Origin of the sequence: Stenotrophomonas sp. B2, from assembly GCF_014947095.1 — a bacterium.
Classification (GTDB): domain Bacteria; phylum Pseudomonadota; class Gammaproteobacteria; order Xanthomonadales; family Xanthomonadaceae; genus Stenotrophomonas; species Stenotrophomonas maltophilia_P.
Map to the genome: position 1 here is coordinate 79,952 of NZ_JADCQA010000010.1, position 17,476 is coordinate 97,427.

Here is a 17,476-nt window from a genome sequence, read left to right on the forward strand (position 1 = left end):
CCACATGGATACCGCGCTGACGCTGACCAACGACATGAAGCTCGTACTCGGGCTGGTCGGCTTCACGATGGCGATGTTCCTGTTCGAGCGGATCCGCGCCGACGTCGTCGCGCTGGTGGTGCTGGTGGTACTGGGTGTGACCGGCCTGATCGCCCCGGAGGAGATCTTCGGCGGCTTCTCCGGCAACGCGGTGATGAGCATCATCGCCACCACCATCCTCGGTGCGGGCCTTGACCGCACCGGCGCACTGAACCGGCTCGCGGCCTGGCTGCTGCGACGCGGACATGGCATCGAGCAGCGCCTGCTGATGATGACCACGGCCATCGCCGGCCTGAACTCGTCCTTCATGCAGAACCCGTCGGTGATGGCGCTGTACCTGCCGGTCGCCTCGCGGTTGGCGGCACGCACCGGGCTGACCATGCAGCGGCTGCTGCTGCCGATCTCGGCGGCGATCGTGATGGGCGGTGCGCTGACCATGGTCGGCAACTCGCCGCTGATCCTGCTGAACGACCTGCTGGCCTCGGCCAACAACAACCTGCCCTCCGGCCTGGCCAGCATCGAGCCGCTGCGCATGTTCGCGCCGCTGCCGATCGGCGTGGCGCTGCTGATCGCCTCGCTGCTGTACTTCCGCTATTACGGCGACCGCAAGCTGATCGAGGAAGAGACCCTGGTCAACGATGGGGTCACCCCGGCCCGTACCGAGAGCTACTTCGCCAAGACCTACGGCATCGAAGGCGATGTGTTCGAACTGGTGGTCACCGCCGAAAGCCCGCTGGTCGGCATGACCCTGGGCGAGGCCGAGAGCCTGCATGACGCGCCGCTGCTGCTGGCGCTGAAGACCGGCAACGATACGCGGCTGGCGCCACCGGCGGAAATGCGCATCTGGGTGGGCAGTGTGCTGGGCGCGATGGGTCCGCGCGAGCAGATCGGCGATTTCGCCCAGAACCAGTTCCTGCGCATGTCCTCGCGGCTGAAGCACCTGGGCGACCTGTTCAATCCCAGCCGCGCGGGCATTTCCGAGGCGGTGGTGCCGCCGACCTCGAACGTGATCGGCAAGAGTGCGGCCGACCTGCGCCTGCGCAAGGAGCGCGGCATCAGCCTGCTGGCGATCAACCGCGACAAACAGGTGATCCGCGAGGACGTGCGCGACGTGCAGCTGCGCGCTGGCGACATGCTGGTCTTCCACAGCATCTGGACCGACCTGGCGCAGGCCGCCAAGAGCCGTGACTTCGTGGTGGTCACCGACTACCCGACCGGCGAACAGCGCCCGCACAAGTTCAAGATCGCCATGGCGATCTTCGCGCTGACGATCCTGATCGCGCTGACCAGCAAGCTTCCGGTAGCGCTGACCCTGATGACCGGCGTGGCCGGCATGTTGCTGACGGGCGTGCTGCGGATGGACGAGGCCTATGCCTCGATCAACTGGAAAACCGTGTTCATGATGGCCGGACTGATCCCGCTCGGCTGGGCGATGGACTCCAGCGGCGCGGCGGCCTGGGTCGCCGGCCACACCATCGACAAGCTCCCCACCGGCATACCGGTGTGGGTGCTGGAGCTGGCCCTGGCGCTGCTGACAACGGTGTTCTCGCTGGTGATCAGCCATGTCGGCGCAACCATCGTGATGGTGCCCATCGCGGTGAATCTGGCGCTGGCGGCGGGTGGCAACCCCACCGCGTTCGCACTGATCGTGGCGCTGTCGGCCTCCAACAATCTGATGACGGCGTCCAATCCGGTCATCTCGATGATCACCGGCCCGGCCAACTACACCCCGCGCGAGATGTGGCGGGTCGGCGGACCGTTGTCGCTGATCTACACCTGTGTGGTGGTGCTGATGATCAACCTGATGTTCTGAGGGTCGGGTTCATCGGCAGGGCTGCGCCCTGCACCCCAGTAGTGCCGGCCGCTGGCCGGCAACCTCAACGGCAAAAGCGTGCATTTCGTGGGATGGCGGGGTGGGTCCGACAGATTTCTGCGATCCGCCAGAACGGCGTCGTGCACCGCTTTGGTAGGTGTCGACCTTGGTCGACACGGTAGATCCACGCCATGCGTGGATGCCTTTGCAGAGTCGAGCCATGCTCGACTGCTCCTGGCTTGATGGGTCAGAGCCGTTCTCCTACGGAAAACGGAGCCGCCCCCTAGCCGGCCTCAGGCCAGGTAGACCTGCCCATCACGCACGTCCACCGGCACCGCGCGCAGGCGGTCGCCCTTGCAGGGGCCGGCGATGCAGTCGCCGCTGTCCAGCGCGAACGAGGCGCCGTGGGCGGCGCAGACCAGATGCCCCTCGCGGCTCTTCAGGAACTGCCCCGGCGCCCAGTCCAGGCGACGGCCGGCATGCGGGCAGATGTTCAGGAAGGCGCGCACCTGTGCGCCGTCGCGATACAGCAGCAACGACTCGGCATCGCCCTCGACCACTGCTTCGACCTCGGCAAACGCACCATCGGCAATGGCATCAAGGGCGATCAGGGCAACAGCGGCAGTCATGGCGAAGGCTCGGACAGTAAAGAAGCATTGTCGCACGCCTGCTCAGGTGACTGGCTGCAGGATGAACACAAGTCATTGATTCGTAATAAGCATAGGCTATATTTAACGAGTTTTTCACTCAATGACAGTGCGGGCTCCCGATACTCTGGTTTCGCTGATTTCCCAGCCTATCGAGCCGCCATGTTCAATCGCGATTCCGCCTTCAACCAGTTCCGCACCCTGTTCGCGCCGCGCAAGCCGCGTCACCCGCTGGTGCGCGTTGCCGTGGGCCTGCTCGGCCTGGCGATCCTGGCCGCGATGGTGTTCATCGGCGTGTTCGTCGGTGCGGCGATGATCCTGGTCGGCCTGGCGTGGAAGCTGCTGGCCTCGCGCAAGGCGGGTGCAGCCCGACCGGCCGACCCGACCGTGGTCGAGGGCGAGTACCGGGTGGTGCGCAAGCCGGTGCTGCCGGCCTCGCGCTGAGCCCTGCCGGCCGGCGTGCCCGCTGACGGCGGGCGCCATGCGTTCTAGACTGCGGGCATTCCCTTCCTGGATGCCCGCATGTCCGACGTTTCCGATGTGATCCCTGCACCTGCCACGCCGCGTGTTCCGGTGGTGGGCGGTGGCAGCTTCCCCGTGCACCGCGTCTACTGCGTGGGTCGCAACTTTGCCGACCATGCGCGCGAAATGGGAGCCGCGGTGCCGGCGGCCGACGACCGCGGCCGGCCGATGTTCTTCAGCAAGCCTGCCGATGCGCTGGTGGTCGGCCATGACGATGCCATCCCCTATCCGCCCGCGACGGCCAACCTGCATCACGAAGTGGAGCTGGTGGTGGCCATCGGCCGTGATGCCCCGGCTGGCGAGCTTCCCGTGGCCGATGCCGAAGCGCTGGTGTACGGCTATGCCGTCGGCCTGGACCTGACCCGCCGCGATCTGCAGGCGGCCGCCAAGGAGAAGGGCCATCCCTGGGATGCCGCCAAGGGCTTTGATGCCTCCGCACCGATCAGCGAGATCGTGCATGCCGGCGAAGTGGGCGATCTGGCGGCGCTGAACCTGTCGCTGGAAGTCAACGGCGAAGTGCGCCAGCAGGCCCTGCTGGACCAGATGATCTGGAACGTGCCGGAAATCCTGCACGAGTTGTCCAAGCTGTGGCAGCTGCGCGCCGGTGACCTGGTGTTCATGGGCACGCCGTCCGGAGTGGCCGCACTGAAGCCGGGCGACCGTTTCAGCGCGCGCCTGGAAAACGTGGCCGAGCGCCACGGCGTGATCGCCGGCTGACACCACCTGCGCTACTCTGCGCGCTGTCCACATCCCCCACAGGAGAAAACACATGGGAGTGCTCACCGAATTCAAGGAATTCGCGATGCGCGGCAACGTCATCGACCTCGCCGTCGGCGTGGTGATCGGCGCCGCCTTCGGCAAGATCGTCACTGCACTGGTCGAGAAGATCATCATGCCGCCGCTGGGCCTGCTGATCGGCAAGGTGGACTTCTCGCAGCTGGCGTGGACGCTGTCGCCGGCACGCATCGGGCCGGACGGCAAGGAGATTCCGGCGGTGGTGATCGGCTACGGTGATTTCATCAACACCCTGATCCAGTTCGTGATCGTTGCGTTCGCCATTTTCCTGGTGATCAAGGTCATCAACCGTCTGTCGCGCAAGAAGGAAGCCGCTCCCGCCGCCCCGGCCGAGGAAGTGGTGCTGCTGCGCGAGATCCGCGACAGCCTGAAGAAATAAGGCGTAGCGCCGGGCCGTACCCGGCGAGGCCGCCGCATGTGAAAGCCCCGCTCCGGCGGGGCTTTCGCTTTGCCGGACGTGGCGGAAAACAGCGTTCGCTCCGGACATGACCTCCCGCCCATGCGCGCGTCTGAACGACTGTTAAGCTCCAAGGCTTGGTCCCTTCCCGGAGTTGTCCATGCGTCGCCGCGTCCTTGCCATCGCATCCTCCCTTGCCCTGCTGGCCGCCCCGGCCTTCGCGGCACCGCGCGCCACCACCCTGCCCCCGGCGTCGCTGGCCACGGCCGCGCAGCTGCGCGATCAGGCCCTGGCCGATGACACCGGCTGGAAGGTGGTCGAGTCGCTGACCACCGAAATCGGTCCACGCATCGCCGGCAGCGAAGCCGACGCGCGTGCGGTCGCCTGGGCCGAAGCCAAGTTCAAGGCCCTGGGTTTCGACAAGGTCTGGAAAGAACCGGTGACCTTCCCGAAGTGGGAGCGCCGCAGCGAACACGCCGCCGTGACCGGCAGGAACCCGCAGCCGCTGCAGATCACCGCACTGGGTGGCAGCCCGGGCGGTACCGTTGAAGCAGAGGTCGTGCGCTTCGCCGACCTGGCCGCGCTGCAGGCTGCGCCCGCCGGTTCATTGAAGGGCAAGATCGCCTTCGTCGATTACCAGATGCTGCCGTTCCGCGATGGCCGCGACTACGGCCGTGGTGGCGCGATCCGCAGCAAGGGACCGTCCGAGGCGATCCGCAAGGGCGCCGTCGGTTTCCTGATGCGCTCGGCCGGCACCGATTCGCACCGCGTGCCGCACACCGGCATCACCCGATTCGATGACGGCCTGACCCCGGTACCGTCCGCGGCCCTGTCGGTGCCCGATGCCGACCAGCTGGCACGTCTGCTGGCACGTGGCAGCACTACGGTGAAAGTCGCGCTGGACTGCGGCTGGGACGGTACTGCGACCTCCTACAACGTGATCGGCGAGATCACTGGCCGCACCCTGCCCAAGGAAGTCGTGGTGATCGGTGGCCATCTGGATTCGTGGGATCTGGGCACCGGTGCCGTCGATGACGGCGCAGGTGTCGGCATTACCATGGCCGCGGGGCATCTGATCGGCCAGCTCAAGCAGGCCCCCAAGCGCACGATCCGGGTGATCGCGTTCGCCAACGAAGAGCAGGGGCTGTACGGCGGCAAGGCTTACGCCGAAGCACATGCAAAGGACGTGGCGCTGCACCAGCTGGCTGCCGAGAGCGATTTCGGTGCCGGCCGCATCTATGCGTTCAATACCGGCTCGCCAAACCCGGAAGGCTCGCGCGAAGCGACCCGGCAGATCGCCGAGGTGATGAAGCCGCTGGGCATCGAGTACGCAGCCGACAAGGGCGGCCCGGGGCCGGATATCGGCCCGCTGGCGGCCAAGGGTGGCGCCTGGGCGTGGCTGGCACAGGATGGTTCGGACTACTTCCACCTGCACCACACCGCCGACGACACGCTGGACAAGATCGACCCGAAGGCGCTGGCGCAGAATGTGGCGGCATACACCGTATTTGCCTATCTGGCCGCAGAGGCTGACGGCAACTTCGGCAGTGAAGCCAAAGCGACCACACCGCCGAACGAGTGAGGGGCCACGCCGGGCGATGCCCTGCGGGTGCAGCGGGAAAGGAGGTGCGGACCGAGGTCCGCACCCACCAGAGGGGATCGCACCACCAGAGGGGATCGCACCCACCAGGCTGGGTCACCCCATCTGCCCGGACAGTTACCGTTCCCACGCGCAGGTGTTGCGAACACCAAGCCGGTGCGGATCGAACAGGGGATCCGTCCCCAAGCGACGGTGGTGCTCGTAATCGCGCAGCGCAGCCAGCGCCGGCCTCTGCAGCAGCAGGATGGCGAGGATGTTCAACCAGCTCATCAGGCCCACGCCGATATCCCCCAGCGACCAGGCGACCGTGGCACTGTTCAGCGCCGAGTAGCCGGTGGCCAGCAGGAACAGCAGCTGGAACCCGCCCATCACCCACGGCATCGGGCGGTCCCGGCACAGGTAACTGATGTTGGTCTCGGCCATGTAGTACAGCGCCAGGATGGTGGTGAACGCAAAGGGCAGGATGGCCAACGCCACGAATGAACGGCCGAAGCCCGGCAATGCCGATTCCACCGCGTGCTGCACGAAACGCGGTCCGGCCTCGACGCCCGGCAGATTGCCCAGCAGCAGACGCGCATCATCCGGAATGCCGTTCACCGCCGGGTCGTAGACGTTGTACAGGCCGGTCGACAGAATGAGGAAGGCGGTCGCACTGCACACCACCATCGTGTCGATATAGACCGAGAACGACTGCACCAGGCCCTGCTTGACCGGATGGGAGACCTCCGCTGCGGCCGCCGGGTGCGCACCACTGCCCATGCCGGCTTCGTTGGACAGCAGCACGCCGCGGCGCACGCCCCACTGGATCGCCGTGCCGATCATGGCGCCGAACGCTGCATCCATGCCGAAGGCACTGCGCAGCACCAGCGCTGCGACCTCCGGCACTTTGTCCGCGTTGAGCACCATTACCATCGCGGCCACCAGCAGATAGGCGATGGCCATCAGCGGCACCAGCCACTGGGCGACACCGGCGATGCGGCGTACACCGCCAACAAGGATGGCACCCAGCGCCACCAGCAGTGCGCCGGTGGTGAACACGACCGGTACGTCCCAGGCTTCATTCACCGCGCTGGTGATCGCATTGGACTGCGTACCCGCCAGCATCGCGCCGGCCAGCACGGCGACCAGTGCAAACAGCACCGCATACCAGCGCTGGCCCAGTCCCTTCTCGATGTAGTAGGCCGGGCCACCCCGATACTGGCCACCGGCATCGCGATCCTTGTAGATCTGCGCCAGCGTCGATTCGATGAAGGCGCTGGACGCACCCAGGAAAGCGACAACCCACATCCACAGGATCGCACCGGGACCACCGAAGGCGATGGCCATCGCCACACCGGCGATATTGCCAACGCCCACCCGGCTGGACAGCGACAGGGACAACGCCTGGAACGGGGACACCCCTGCATCGGACCGCTCATGGCGGAACACCAGGCGCAGCATGTCAGGCAGCGCGCGCAGCTGGATGAAGCGGGTGCGCACGCTGAAGTACAGGCCGGCGAGCAGGCACAGCACCACCAGGTAAGGGCTCCACACCACGCCGAGAAGGGCATTGACGATCGATTCGACGTTCATCGCGCCCCCTCAGAAGGACATGCCCAGGGCGACCTGGGGGCTGATGAGGCGGGCGGCATTGCGGCCGGCCACCGTGACCTCCACGCCGGCGATCAGGCCAAGCGAGGGACTGAAGTGGTACTGCAACGCGGGGGCGAAAGTCAGCGTACGGCTGGCCGGGCGCCATTCGTCGACCCGCGCGATGGCGCCTTCCGCGCCGGGAGCGAAGCCGCTGAGGCGTTGCCGGGTCTCGCGGCTGGCCGCCACTTCCATCACCGCCACCCAGCGGGGGTTGACGCTGTATTCGGCGCCGATCGACAGGCCCAGTACCGAACCGCGCGCGATGTGGCCCTGGAAGCCCGCGGCGGTACCGTACACGCTGGCACCGGTGAGGGCCGTGCGGGAAGGCGCCGGACCCGCGCTTAGCTGGGCACGCCAGCGCAGTGGCCGCTCGTTGCCCAGCCACACCACCTGCTGCACGCCCAGCGCGGCAACGGTACGCTGCACGCCGTCACCCTGCGCGTCGAGCGGATTGCCGGTGATGCGGTCATGGCTGCCCGTGCTGAAGCGCTGCACGAGCGCTACTGAAACCGCGGGCCGGGTGCCATCCGCATTGGCCGCCTGCAGCAGATACTGCAGGCGCGCAGTGGTGTCACCCGCGCGGAAACCCCGGCTGTGCGCGGCACCGGATTCGGCGCGCGACGCGCTCAGGTTGACCTGGCCGGTGATCCGCTCGCCCAATCCATAGGCGATGGGCACCACCACCGTCCAGCCGCCACTGCGTTCGCCACTGCGCTGGCGCTGGCCACGGTCATCGAAGTGATCGCGGCTGTCGACACGTACCAGATAGGGTTCGATGTAGCCGTGCCCCTTCGGCATGCCGGCCGGATTCGGGGTGATCAGCGGACCCGTGAAATTGACGCCTTCCAGACTGCGTGCGCCGGCATGCACATCGACCGACGCAAGCAGGCTTGACAGCGAGAGGAGCGCGCCGAGGGCGCAACGATGACGACCATGCATGTGGACCACCTTGCCTGACAGGAATGGAACTCCAACCTGGGTCGAGCAAGAGGGCGCAACAATGAGGCAAGTTTCAAAAGCATGCTTGATCGGAAAAATCAGGCTGTACGCAACGCGAGACGACGTTATCAGCCTTAAGCCGCCTTGACGCTGCGCGACGTCCGCGGTGGTCCCGCCGGCACATCGCGCAAAAGAAACCCGGCCACGGGGGCCGGGTCCTGGCAGCCGATGGCGGCGACCTGTCCGTCAGCCGTCGCGACGGCTCGCCCACTGCGCCAGCAGCACTGCGGTGGCCGAGGCCACATTGAGGCTCTCCACCGCGCCACTGCCGGGAATGGAGACCTGCAGGTCACATTCACCGGCCAGGTCACGGTCCATCCCCTCGCCTTCGGCGCCCATGACGTAGACCAGACGCGCCGGCAGCGACGTGCGGAATACATCGTCACCGCCATCGACGAGTGTGGCCGCCAGACCGAAGCCGGCATCGCGCAGCTGGGCCATCGCCTGCGGGGTCGCAGGCAGCTGCACCAGCGGCACTGCTTCGGCACCGCCTTCGGCCACGCGGGCAGCCGCACCGGACAGCGCCAGCGTGCTGCCGGCCGGCAACAGCAGCGCCTTCGCGCCGAAGTGCGCCGCCGAACGCAGGATCGCGCCGAGGTTGTGCGGATTGCCTACGCCATCCAGCCACAGCGCCAGTGACGGGCCTTCGCCGATCTGCTGCAGCCACTGCGCCAGCGGCACGGTCGGCGCACGCAGCACGTCGGCCACCACGCCTTCGTGGTGGGTGGTGCCGGCCAGCTTGTTCAGATCGCCTTCCTCGACCACGCGGTAACCCACGCGGTTGGCCACGCACCACTTCAACAGCGGCTGCAGGCGCGGAATCCGGGCCTCCAGCAGATACAGCTTGCGCAGTGCCTGCGGCCGCGCTGCGAACGCGGCCAGCACGGCATTCAGGCCGTACAGGCGCAGCTCATCGCTGCCTCCGCGTCCACCGCCGCCCGTTGCCGGCAGGTCCGTGCGCGGCAACGGTGTGGCGCGCGGCGGACGAGCGGACGGGCGGCGGTTGTTCCAGGGGTTGTTCACTTACACGTTCTCCTGCTTGCGCTGGCGCCAGAAATCGGCGTTCCGGATGCCCAGTGCATCGGGATCGAACGTCGGATCCAGGCCCAGCTTCTTCTGTCGTTCGTAATCGCGCAGCGCCAGCATGGCGGGCTTCTGGATGATGAAGATGGCGATGATGTTCAGCCAGGCCATCAGGCCCACGCCGATGTCACCCAGGCCCCAGGCCAGGGTCGCGTTGTGGAACGCACCGAACACCACCATGGCGATGATGCCCAGGCGCAGACACAACACGGTCAGCGGACGGTGCTTGTTGTGGTTCACATAGCTGAGATTGGTCTCGGCCATGTAGTAGTACGCCATGATGGTGGTGAAGGCGAAGAAGAAGATCGCCAGCGAGACGAACGACGCGCCCCAGCCCGGCAGCACGGCTTCAACGCCGGCCTGCGCATAGCCCGCCCCTTCCGGAATGCCGGCCAGGCCCTGGAACACCGGAGGCGCGCCTTCCACCGGCGAGTACACGTTGTAGGTGCCGCTGGCCAGGATCAGGAACGCGGTGGCGGTGCACACCATCATGGTGTCGAAGTAGATCGCGAACGCCTGCACGTAGCCCTGCTTGGCCGGATGCGAGACTTCCGAGGCCGCCGCCGCGTGCGGGCCCGAGCCCTGTCCGGCTTCGTTGGCGTAGATGCCGCGCTTGACGCCCCATTCGATCGCCAGGCCCATCATCGCGCCGAACGCCGCATGGGTGCCGAACGCGCTGTTGAAGATGATGCCGAACATCTCCGGGACGCGTTCGTAGTTGATGATCATGATGACGACGGCGGTCAGGATGAAAGCCGCCGCCATGAACGGCACCACCACTTCAGCGAAACTGGCGATGCGCTTGACGCCGCCGAAGATCACCACGCCCAGCAGCAGCGCGACCACGATGCCGATGCCGAGCTTGAGCGCGGCAACCGATTCCATGCCGAAGGCCTGGCCATCCAGCGGACCGCACAGCGCACCGCCACGGCAGGCATTGATGATGCTGTCGGCGATGGCATTGGCCTGCACCCCTGGCATCAGGAAGCCGGCGGCGATGATCGTGGCGATGGCGAAGGCCATGGCATACCACTTCAGGCCCATCGCCTTTTCAATGTAGTAGGCCGGGCCACCACGGTAGCGGCCTTCGGCATCCTTGGTCTTGTAGATCTGCGCCAGGGTGCATTCCACATATGAGGTGGATGCACCGAGGAAGCCCATCACCCACATCCAGAAGATCGCACCGGGGCCACCGAAGGCGATGGCCGTGGCCACGCCGGCGATGTTGCCGATACCCATGCGCCCGGCCATGGACATGGCCAGGGCCTGGAACGAAGAAACGCCGGCGTCGGACTTTTCACCCTTGACGGTGAGGCGGCACATTTCCACGAAGCCGCGGATCTGCATGAAGCGGGTGCGGGCACTGAAGTAAAGGCCGGCCGCCAGACACACGAAGATCAGTGCCTTGCTCCAGATGATGCTGTTGACGAAATGTACGGTAGCTTCCACGCGCGCTCTCTCCAGTCGGCGGGGTGAATGGACGTCCCGTCGGCTGGAAGGGACCGGTCGATTCTCCCTGATCGAAGGTCGCTGCGATAGCGCCGGAAGGCATCCGCCGGGCCAGGCCCGGCGCTACCCGGTCCGCGGGGGGGAGCGCCGGGGCCAGCCCGGCGCCCGTCAGGGGACCGCGGTGCGCACCCGCGCGAACCGGCGCAGGTCATGCAGGGTGCCGCGCTTGTAGATGGCGCAGCGCTCCACGCCCTCTTCCTGGAAACCATTCTTTTCCAGCACCCGGGCCGACCCCAGATTGAAGTCCACCACGGTGGCCTGGAGCCTGAACAGGCGCAGTTCGTCCATCACCCACGGCGCGAAGACGCCCACCACGCGGGTCATGATGCCCCGCCCCCAGTACGCCCGCCCAAGCCAGTAACCCAGCTCGGCAGTATGGCCACGCTCGGCCACGCCCGGCTGGGCACCGATGCTGCCGCAGGCCTGGCCGTCGATCTCGATGGCCAGTGCCAGGGTGCCCGGGGTCAACACGCGACCGGCAAGGAACGCCTCACCGTCCTCACGTGTGTAGGGATAGGGGAAGCGATCGCGCAGGCCGCGTGACACCTCGGCATCGTTGGCATGACGCAGCAGCGATTCGAGGTCGCCGCCGCGCCATGGACGCAGCTGGAAACCGTCGCCGCGCAGCACTGGGGTCGGGGCCCTTTCCTGCGGGGCAAGGGATCCGCCCCCGTCGGCGCGACGGTCAGGCATGCCCGCCCACCGAGGGCGACGCTGCTTCCTGCTTTTCCAGCTCGCGCTTCACTGCTTCCGGCGAGCGCGTGTACGGGGCCAGCCGTGCGTAGAACGCCGGCACCACGAACAGCGACAGGAAGGTGGACAGGGTGACGCCGAAGATGATCACGATGCCGATCGTGCCACGGCTCGCCGAACCCGGTCCACCAGCCACCACCAGCGGAATCGCGCCGACCACGGTGGCGATGGAAGTCATCAGGATCGGACGCAGGCGCACCATCGATGATTCGATGATGGCCTCGCGCACGCTGCGGCCGTCGTCACGCAGCTGGTTGGCGAACTCGACGATCAGGATGCCGTTCTTCGCCGCCAGGCCGACCAGCATCACGATGCCGATCTGGCTGAACAGGTTCACTGTGCCCCCGCTCAACCACAGGCCGACCAGCGCGCCGAGCACGCCCAGCGGTACCGTCAGCATGATCGTCAGCGGATGGATGAAGCTCTCGAACTGTGCGGCCAGCACCAGGTACACCACCAGCAGGGCCATGGCGAAGGTCAGCAGGACCGCACCGCCGGCGCTCTGGTACTCGCGCGACTCGCCCTTCCAGTTCACCTGCGCGTACTGCGGCAGCTCCTCGCGCGCGACGTTCTGTGCCCAGGCAATGGCCTCGCCCAACGGGTAGCCCGGCGCAAGGCCTGCGCTGATGGTGATCGAGCGCAGGCGGTTGAAGCGGTTCAAGGTGCCTGCCTCGGCAACCTCGCTCAGGGTGACCAGGTTCGACAAGGGCACCAGCTCACCGGAGGTGGCACGCACGCGGATCGCGGCCAGATCGGCCGGCGTGGCGCGTCCGTCGCGGCCCGCCTGGACCAGAACGTCGTACTCTTCGCCGTTGTCGACGAAGGTGGTGACGCGACGCGAGCCCATCATCGTTTCCAGCGCCGAGCCGATTGCGGTGACGGGCACGCCCAGGTCGGCCGCGCGCTGGCGGTCGATGTTCACCCGCATCTGCGGGCGGGTTTCCTTGTAGTCCGAGTCGGGGCCGACCAGGCCGGGATTGTCGGCCATGCGCAGCAAGATGCGGTCGCGCCACTGCGCGATCTCGGCGTACTCCGGGCCTCCCAGCACGATCTGGAAGGGCTGGCCGCCGCTGCGGACCAGGCCACCGCCGACCTGCGTGCGCACGCGCACGCCCTGGATGGTGTCCAGCTCCTTCTGCAGCTCATTGGCGACCTCCGGGGTGCCTTCGCTGCGCTGGCGCCACGGCTGCAGGAAGATGCTCACCCGGCCGGTGTGCATTTCCTCGCTTGCGCCCCAGCCACCGGGCACGCGCGGGTTGGCGCGCACGATCGGCTTGTCCGCTCCGACGTGGGGCGCCAGCATCGCTTCGACCTGCTGCACCTGCTGCACGGTGTAGTCGTAGCCTGCGCCTTCCGGGCCGTCGATCATGATCTGGAACGAGCCACGGTCTTCGGCTGGCGCCAGTTCCGAGGGCAGCACCTTGATCAGCAGCCAGCTGGCAGCCAATGCCGCCGCCATCACCAGCAGGTAGATCCAGGTGCGGTCGACGTGGCGCTGCAGGATGCGGCCATAGGCGCCGGCCAGCCGCTCCAGGTTGCGGTTGACGAAACCATGCAGGCCCCGCGGCGCCTGCCCGGTATGCGGCTTGAGCAGTTTGGAGGCCATCATCGGTGTCAGCGTCAACGCCACGAACGCGGACAGCGCCACGGCCGCGGCCAGCGCCACCGCCAGCTCGCGGAACAGGCGCCCGGTGTTGCCCTCGAGGAACCCGACCGGCAGGAACACCGCCACCAGCACCGCAGTGGTCGCGATCACCGCGAAGGCCACCTGCGTGGTACCCCGCTTGGACGCCACCAGCGGCGGCTCACCCAGATCGATCCGGCGCTGCACGTTCTCCACCACCACGATCGCATCGTCGACCACCAGGCCGATGCACAGCACCAGCGCCAGCAATGTCAGCAGGTTGATCGAGAAATCGAACGCGTACAGCGCGATGAACGCGGCCACCAGGCACACCGGTACCGTCACGGCCGGAATCAGCGCTGCGCGGAAACTGCCGAGGAACAGCCAGATCACCGCCAGCACCAGGATCATCGCCTCCACCAATGTGGCATAGACGCGATCGACGGCCGCTTCGATGAAGGTGGTGTTGTCGAAGGCAACGAAGATCTGCGTGCCCTTGGGCAGCGTCAATGCGACCCGCTCGGCTTCGGCGCGCGCGGTGCGCGCGACGTCCAGCGAGTTGGCGGTGGAGGTCTTGACGATGCCCAGGCCGATGCCCGGCTCGCCATTGCTGCGGTAATAGGCGCGGCGCTCGGCCGACGCCAGCTCGATCTTCGCCACGTCGCCCATGCGCACGACGTAACCGTCGCTGCCCTTGCCCAGCGGGATGGTCGCGAAGTCTTCGGGCTTGATGTAATTGCGTTCCACGCGCAGGGTGAAATCGCGGTCGGTGGATTCGATGCGCCCGGCGGGCAGTTCCACGTTCTCGTTGCGCAGCGCGGTTTCCACATCACCGGTGGTCAGTCCACGCGCGGCCAGCTGATCGCGGTCCAGCCAGATGCGCATCGCATAGCGCTGGCGACCACCGATACGGACCTGGGCGACGCCATCGAGGCTGGAAAAGCGGTCGACCACATAGCGGTCGGCGTAGTCGCTCAGCTCCAGCGTATCCATGGTCGAGGAGACCATGTTGAACCAGATGATCGGATCGGCATCGCTCTCGACCTTGGCGATCTCCGGCGGGCGCGCCTCTTCCGGCATGCGGTCGGCAACCCGGCTGACGGCATCGCGCACGTCATTGGCCGCGGCCTCGATATCGCGGTTGGAGGTGAACTCGATGCTGACCTGCGAGCGGCCGTTGGTGCTGCGCGCGTTGATGGTATCGATGCCTTCGATGCCGGCGAGCGCATCTTCCAGCACCTGGGTGATCCGGCTTTCGATGACCGCTGCCGAGGCACCGGTGTAGTCGACCGACACCGACACGATGGGCGGATCGATGGCCGGCAGTTCGCGCAGCGTGAGGCGGGTGAAGGACATGATGCCCAGCACCACCAGCAGCAGGCTCATCACCACGGCGAACACCGGCCGCTGGATGGAAACGTCGGACAGCTTCATCCGCCCTGTTCCTCGGTCGCGACCGGCGCAGGCGCATCGGCAGGCTTGGCACCGCTGGCCGGCGCCGCATCACGGGCGGCCACCTTCAGACCCGGGCGCAGCTTGCCGGTGCCGTCGACCACGATGCGCTGACCGGCGGCCAGCCCCTGCTTGATCTCGACCACGCCGGCACGGCGCGCGCCGGTGACCACGTCCACGCGCTCGACGCTGTCGTCGGCGCCGATGCGGTACACGAAACTGTCACGGCCCACCTGCACCACCGCGATCTCCGGGATCACCAGCGCCGGGCGCTCGGGGCGGAACAGGCGCACATCGAGCAGCATGCCCGGGCGCAGCGCATGGTCGGCGTTGGCGAAGTCGGCCCGCACGGTCACCGCGCGGGTGGCCGGGTCGATACGTGCATCGATGGTGGTGACCTCTCCTTCGAACGTGCGCCCCGGCCACGCGACGCTGGTCGCGCTGACCTTGTCGCCCGCCGAAAGCGCGGCCAGTTCCACTTCGGGCACCTGGAAATCGACGTGCATGCGCTCGATGTCGTCCAGGGTGGCAATCACCGTGGTCGGCGTCAGCAGCGTGCCAGGGCTGACCTGGCGGATACCCAGCACACCTGCGAACGGCGCACGCACACGACGGTCGCCGATGTCGGCCTGCATCTGCGCGACACGGGCCTCGGCGGCATCGCGGATCGACTTCTGCGTATCCAGCGTGGCGCTGGACACCAACCGCTGCGTGGCCAGTTCGCGCTGCCGGCGGTACAGCTGGTCGGCCTCGTGGAAGGTGGCCTGCGCCTGCACCAGCGCCGCTTCCTGGGCCTGGCCGCGCAGAGTCACGATCGGCGCACCCGCAGCGATCTGCTGGCCGCTTTCGAAGTGCACCTTCTCCACGATCTCACTGACCTTGGCGGTGACGCTGATCGACTCCCGCGCCTTGGCCGTACCCAGCGCCTGCAGGGTGTCGTTCCATTGCGTGGGCTGCACGATCTGCGCGGTGACCGGCACCGCTTCCCCCTGCCGTCGCGCGGCGGCCTCCTGTTTGCCTGCGCACCCGGCCAGGACAGCCAGGCTGAGGCCAAGGGCCAGGGTCGAAGCGATACGAGCCAACATGAACGGTCCTGATTGATGCACGGCCGCCGAGTGTAGGCATCCCCCCGCGAAGGCGGTATATGCCAAGCGTTTACCGGCGTGGAACCGGCGTCGCGATAGCGGCCTGAACCCGTTCCATGCAAGGGTCTGTGCGGCGGTGTCGGCGTATGTCGGGATGTATCCGGGCGGCCGCTGGGCGCGCCGCTGCCGTAGAGTCGGACAGGTCCGGCGGAGGGCGTCGGACCGGGTCGGATCCTGGCGGGGATCCGATCCGGTTGTTCCTCTCCCCGGCCGATCCATCGGGGCCTGGCCGCGTTGTTGCTGTTGGGCCAGTTCTTCGCAGGTGCAGGGCGCAGCCCTGCCCGAGCATCCTCACACCGTGATGGTCTGGGTCAGCGATTCCCAGGTCGGCGGCAGCGGCCACGCGGCCACCTGGTTGCCGTCCAGTACCCGGCGCAGGTCCCGCGGATCGATCTGCGGCGCCAACACATGCACCAGCTCCAGCGCATAATCACGCAGCACGCGGTCACGCGGCAGCACCGCCCAGGCGATGCACTCGGCGATCGGAGCGGGTGCCGGCCATGCCTTGAGGTCTTCGTCGAGGGAACTGACCGCCATTTCGGCCAGCAGGCCCACACCCAGGCCGGTACGGACATAGGTCTTGATCAGATCGGCGTCCAGCGCAGTCAGCGCCAGATCCGGAACCAGCCCGTTGGCAGCAAAGGCACGCTGCAGCGACGAGTTCGGGCGCGTGGACGATTCATAGCTGATCAGCGGCTGGCGGGCGAGCGCCGCCAGGTCCGGTGCGCGGCCCGCGCGATCCAGCGGATGGCCCTTGGGCACCACCACCAGCCGCCGCCAGCGGAACAACGGTACGGCGATGCCATCGCCAGGCTCCCCACCGGCCGTACTGATGATGGCGATGTCCGCATCACCCTGGTTCAACCGATCCAGCGCATCGGCTTCGGCGGCCTGCTGCAGGTGCACGCTGACCTGCGGATACGCCTGCTTGATCGCCGCCACCGCCGGCGGCAGCACGAAGCGCGCCTGGGTATGGGTGGTGGTCAGGATCAGCTGGCCCTGGCTTTCGCGGCGCTGGTTGGCCGCGTAGGTGCGGATGTTGTTGGCCTCGGCCAGCACGGCGCGCGCGCGGGAGATCACCTCGGTACCGGCCGGGGTAACGGACTCCAGGCTGCGACCCTTGCGTACGAACAACAGGAAGCCCAGCTCGTCCTCCAGCTGCTTGAGCTGCTTGGACAGGCCGGGTTGGGTGGCGTGCACGCGCGAGGCAGCCAGCGTGATGTTCAGCTCGGCGTCGGCGATGGCGACCAGATAGCGCAGCTGGGTCAGCGTCATGGGCGGGCAGGCAGCAGGGGCGGAGGTCCACTCTAGGGTCAATTACCGTCACCAGCTTATAACCAAAGGTTGTTTAAGAAAGGCATCTGGTCATTTCCGGGCGTCATATGCCGGCGCTACGGTCAGCCGGCAGCCGCTGGCGTGAACAGCCAGCCCTCCCTCTTCCGCCCGCCGTCCTGGCGCGGCCCCGC

The 17,476-nt window shown here is 67.2% G+C and carries 14 protein-coding genes; 5 read left to right on the top strand and 9 right to left on the bottom strand.

Annotated features, from left to right (window positions below; genetic code table 11):
• The first annotated feature begins 4 nt into the window (after nucleotides 1–4).
• Nucleotides 5–1,852: an SLC13 family permease gene (locus IMX13_RS13205; RefSeq protein ID WP_053517063.1), complete on the top strand. Its 1,848-nt coding sequence runs from the start codon at nucleotides 5–7 to the stop codon at nucleotides 1,850–1,852.
• A 293-nt stretch (nucleotides 1,853–2,145) separates the two neighbouring features.
• On the opposite strand, the gene IMX13_RS13210 is transcribed toward IMX13_RS13205, so the two are convergent.
• Entirely contained in the window at nucleotides 2,146–2,481 is a 336-nt protein-coding gene (locus IMX13_RS13210; RefSeq protein ID WP_053517065.1) for a Rieske (2Fe-2S) protein, read from the bottom strand.
• 180 nt (nucleotides 2,482–2,661) lie between these two features.
• Between IMX13_RS13210 and IMX13_RS13215 the strand changes: the two genes are divergently transcribed.
• From IMX13_RS13215 to IMX13_RS13230, 4 genes are all read left to right on the top strand, one after another.
• Nucleotides 2,662–2,943 carry a hypothetical protein gene (locus IMX13_RS13215; RefSeq protein ID WP_128988456.1) on the top strand — a complete coding sequence of 94 codons (282 nt, stop codon included), beginning with the start codon at nucleotides 2,662–2,664 and terminating at the stop codon, nucleotides 2,941–2,943.
• Nucleotides 2,944–3,021: 78 nt separating this feature from the next.
• Entirely contained in the window at nucleotides 3,022–3,738 is a 717-nt protein-coding gene (locus tag IMX13_RS13220; protein WP_065181655.1) for a fumarylacetoacetate hydrolase family protein, read from the top strand.
• A gap of 52 nt (nucleotides 3,739–3,790) precedes the next feature.
• Nucleotides 3,791–4,195: a large-conductance mechanosensitive channel protein MscL gene (mscL, locus tag IMX13_RS13225; protein WP_053517072.1), complete on the top strand. Its 405-nt coding sequence runs from the start codon at nucleotides 3,791–3,793 to the stop codon at nucleotides 4,193–4,195.
• Between the two features lie 178 nt (nucleotides 4,196–4,373).
• Nucleotides 4,374–5,795, top strand: a complete 1,422-nt coding sequence (locus tag IMX13_RS13230; RefSeq protein WP_053517073.1) for a M28 family peptidase — start codon at nucleotides 4,374–4,376, stop codon at nucleotides 5,793–5,795.
• 135 nt (nucleotides 5,796–5,930) lie between these two features.
• Here IMX13_RS13230 and IMX13_RS13235 read toward each other — a convergent pair whose 3' ends face one another.
• The 8 genes from IMX13_RS13235 to IMX13_RS13270 all read right to left on the bottom strand — a co-directional run bounded on the left by IMX13_RS13235 (nucleotide 5,931) and on the right by IMX13_RS13270 (nucleotide 17,285).
• Nucleotides 5,931–7,385, bottom strand: a complete 1,455-nt coding sequence (locus IMX13_RS13235) for an alanine/glycine:cation symporter family protein (protein WP_193396509.1) — start codon at nucleotides 7,383–7,385, stop codon at nucleotides 5,931–5,933.
• Nucleotides 7,386–7,394: 9 nt separating this feature from the next.
• A complete protein-coding gene (locus IMX13_RS13240; protein ID WP_193396510.1) occupies nucleotides 7,395–8,384 on the bottom strand; it encodes a hypothetical protein in 990 nt (329 codons plus the stop codon).
• Between the two features lie 246 nt (nucleotides 8,385–8,630).
• Nucleotides 8,631–9,467, bottom strand: a complete 837-nt coding sequence (locus IMX13_RS13245) for a TrmH family RNA methyltransferase (RefSeq protein WP_065175762.1) — start codon at nucleotides 9,465–9,467, stop codon at nucleotides 8,631–8,633.
• Entirely contained in the window at nucleotides 9,468–10,976 is a 1,509-nt protein-coding gene (locus tag IMX13_RS13250; protein ID WP_193396511.1) for an alanine/glycine:cation symporter family protein, read from the bottom strand.
• Nucleotides 10,977–11,144: 168 nt separating this feature from the next.
• The gene (locus IMX13_RS13255) at nucleotides 11,145–11,729 is read right to left on the bottom strand and encodes a GNAT family protein (protein ID WP_193396512.1); all 585 of its coding nucleotides are present in this window, start codon (nucleotides 11,727–11,729) and stop codon (nucleotides 11,145–11,147) included.
• Nucleotides 11,722–14,847: an efflux RND transporter permease subunit gene (locus IMX13_RS13260; protein ID WP_111186761.1), complete on the bottom strand. Its 3,126-nt coding sequence runs from the start codon at nucleotides 14,845–14,847 to the stop codon at nucleotides 11,722–11,724. The genes IMX13_RS13255 and IMX13_RS13260 overlap by 8 nt, the downstream gene beginning before the upstream one ends.
• Nucleotides 14,844–15,950, bottom strand: a complete 1,107-nt coding sequence (locus tag IMX13_RS13265; RefSeq protein WP_053517087.1) for an efflux RND transporter periplasmic adaptor subunit — start codon at nucleotides 15,948–15,950, stop codon at nucleotides 14,844–14,846. The genes IMX13_RS13260 and IMX13_RS13265 overlap by 4 nt, the downstream gene beginning before the upstream one ends.
• A gap of 351 nt (nucleotides 15,951–16,301) precedes the next feature.
• Nucleotides 16,302–17,285, bottom strand: coding sequence for a LysR family transcriptional regulator (locus IMX13_RS13270; RefSeq protein WP_053517088.1), 984 nt, complete (start codon nucleotides 17,283–17,285; stop codon nucleotides 16,302–16,304).
• Between the last annotated feature and the right edge of the window lie 191 nt (nucleotides 17,286–17,476).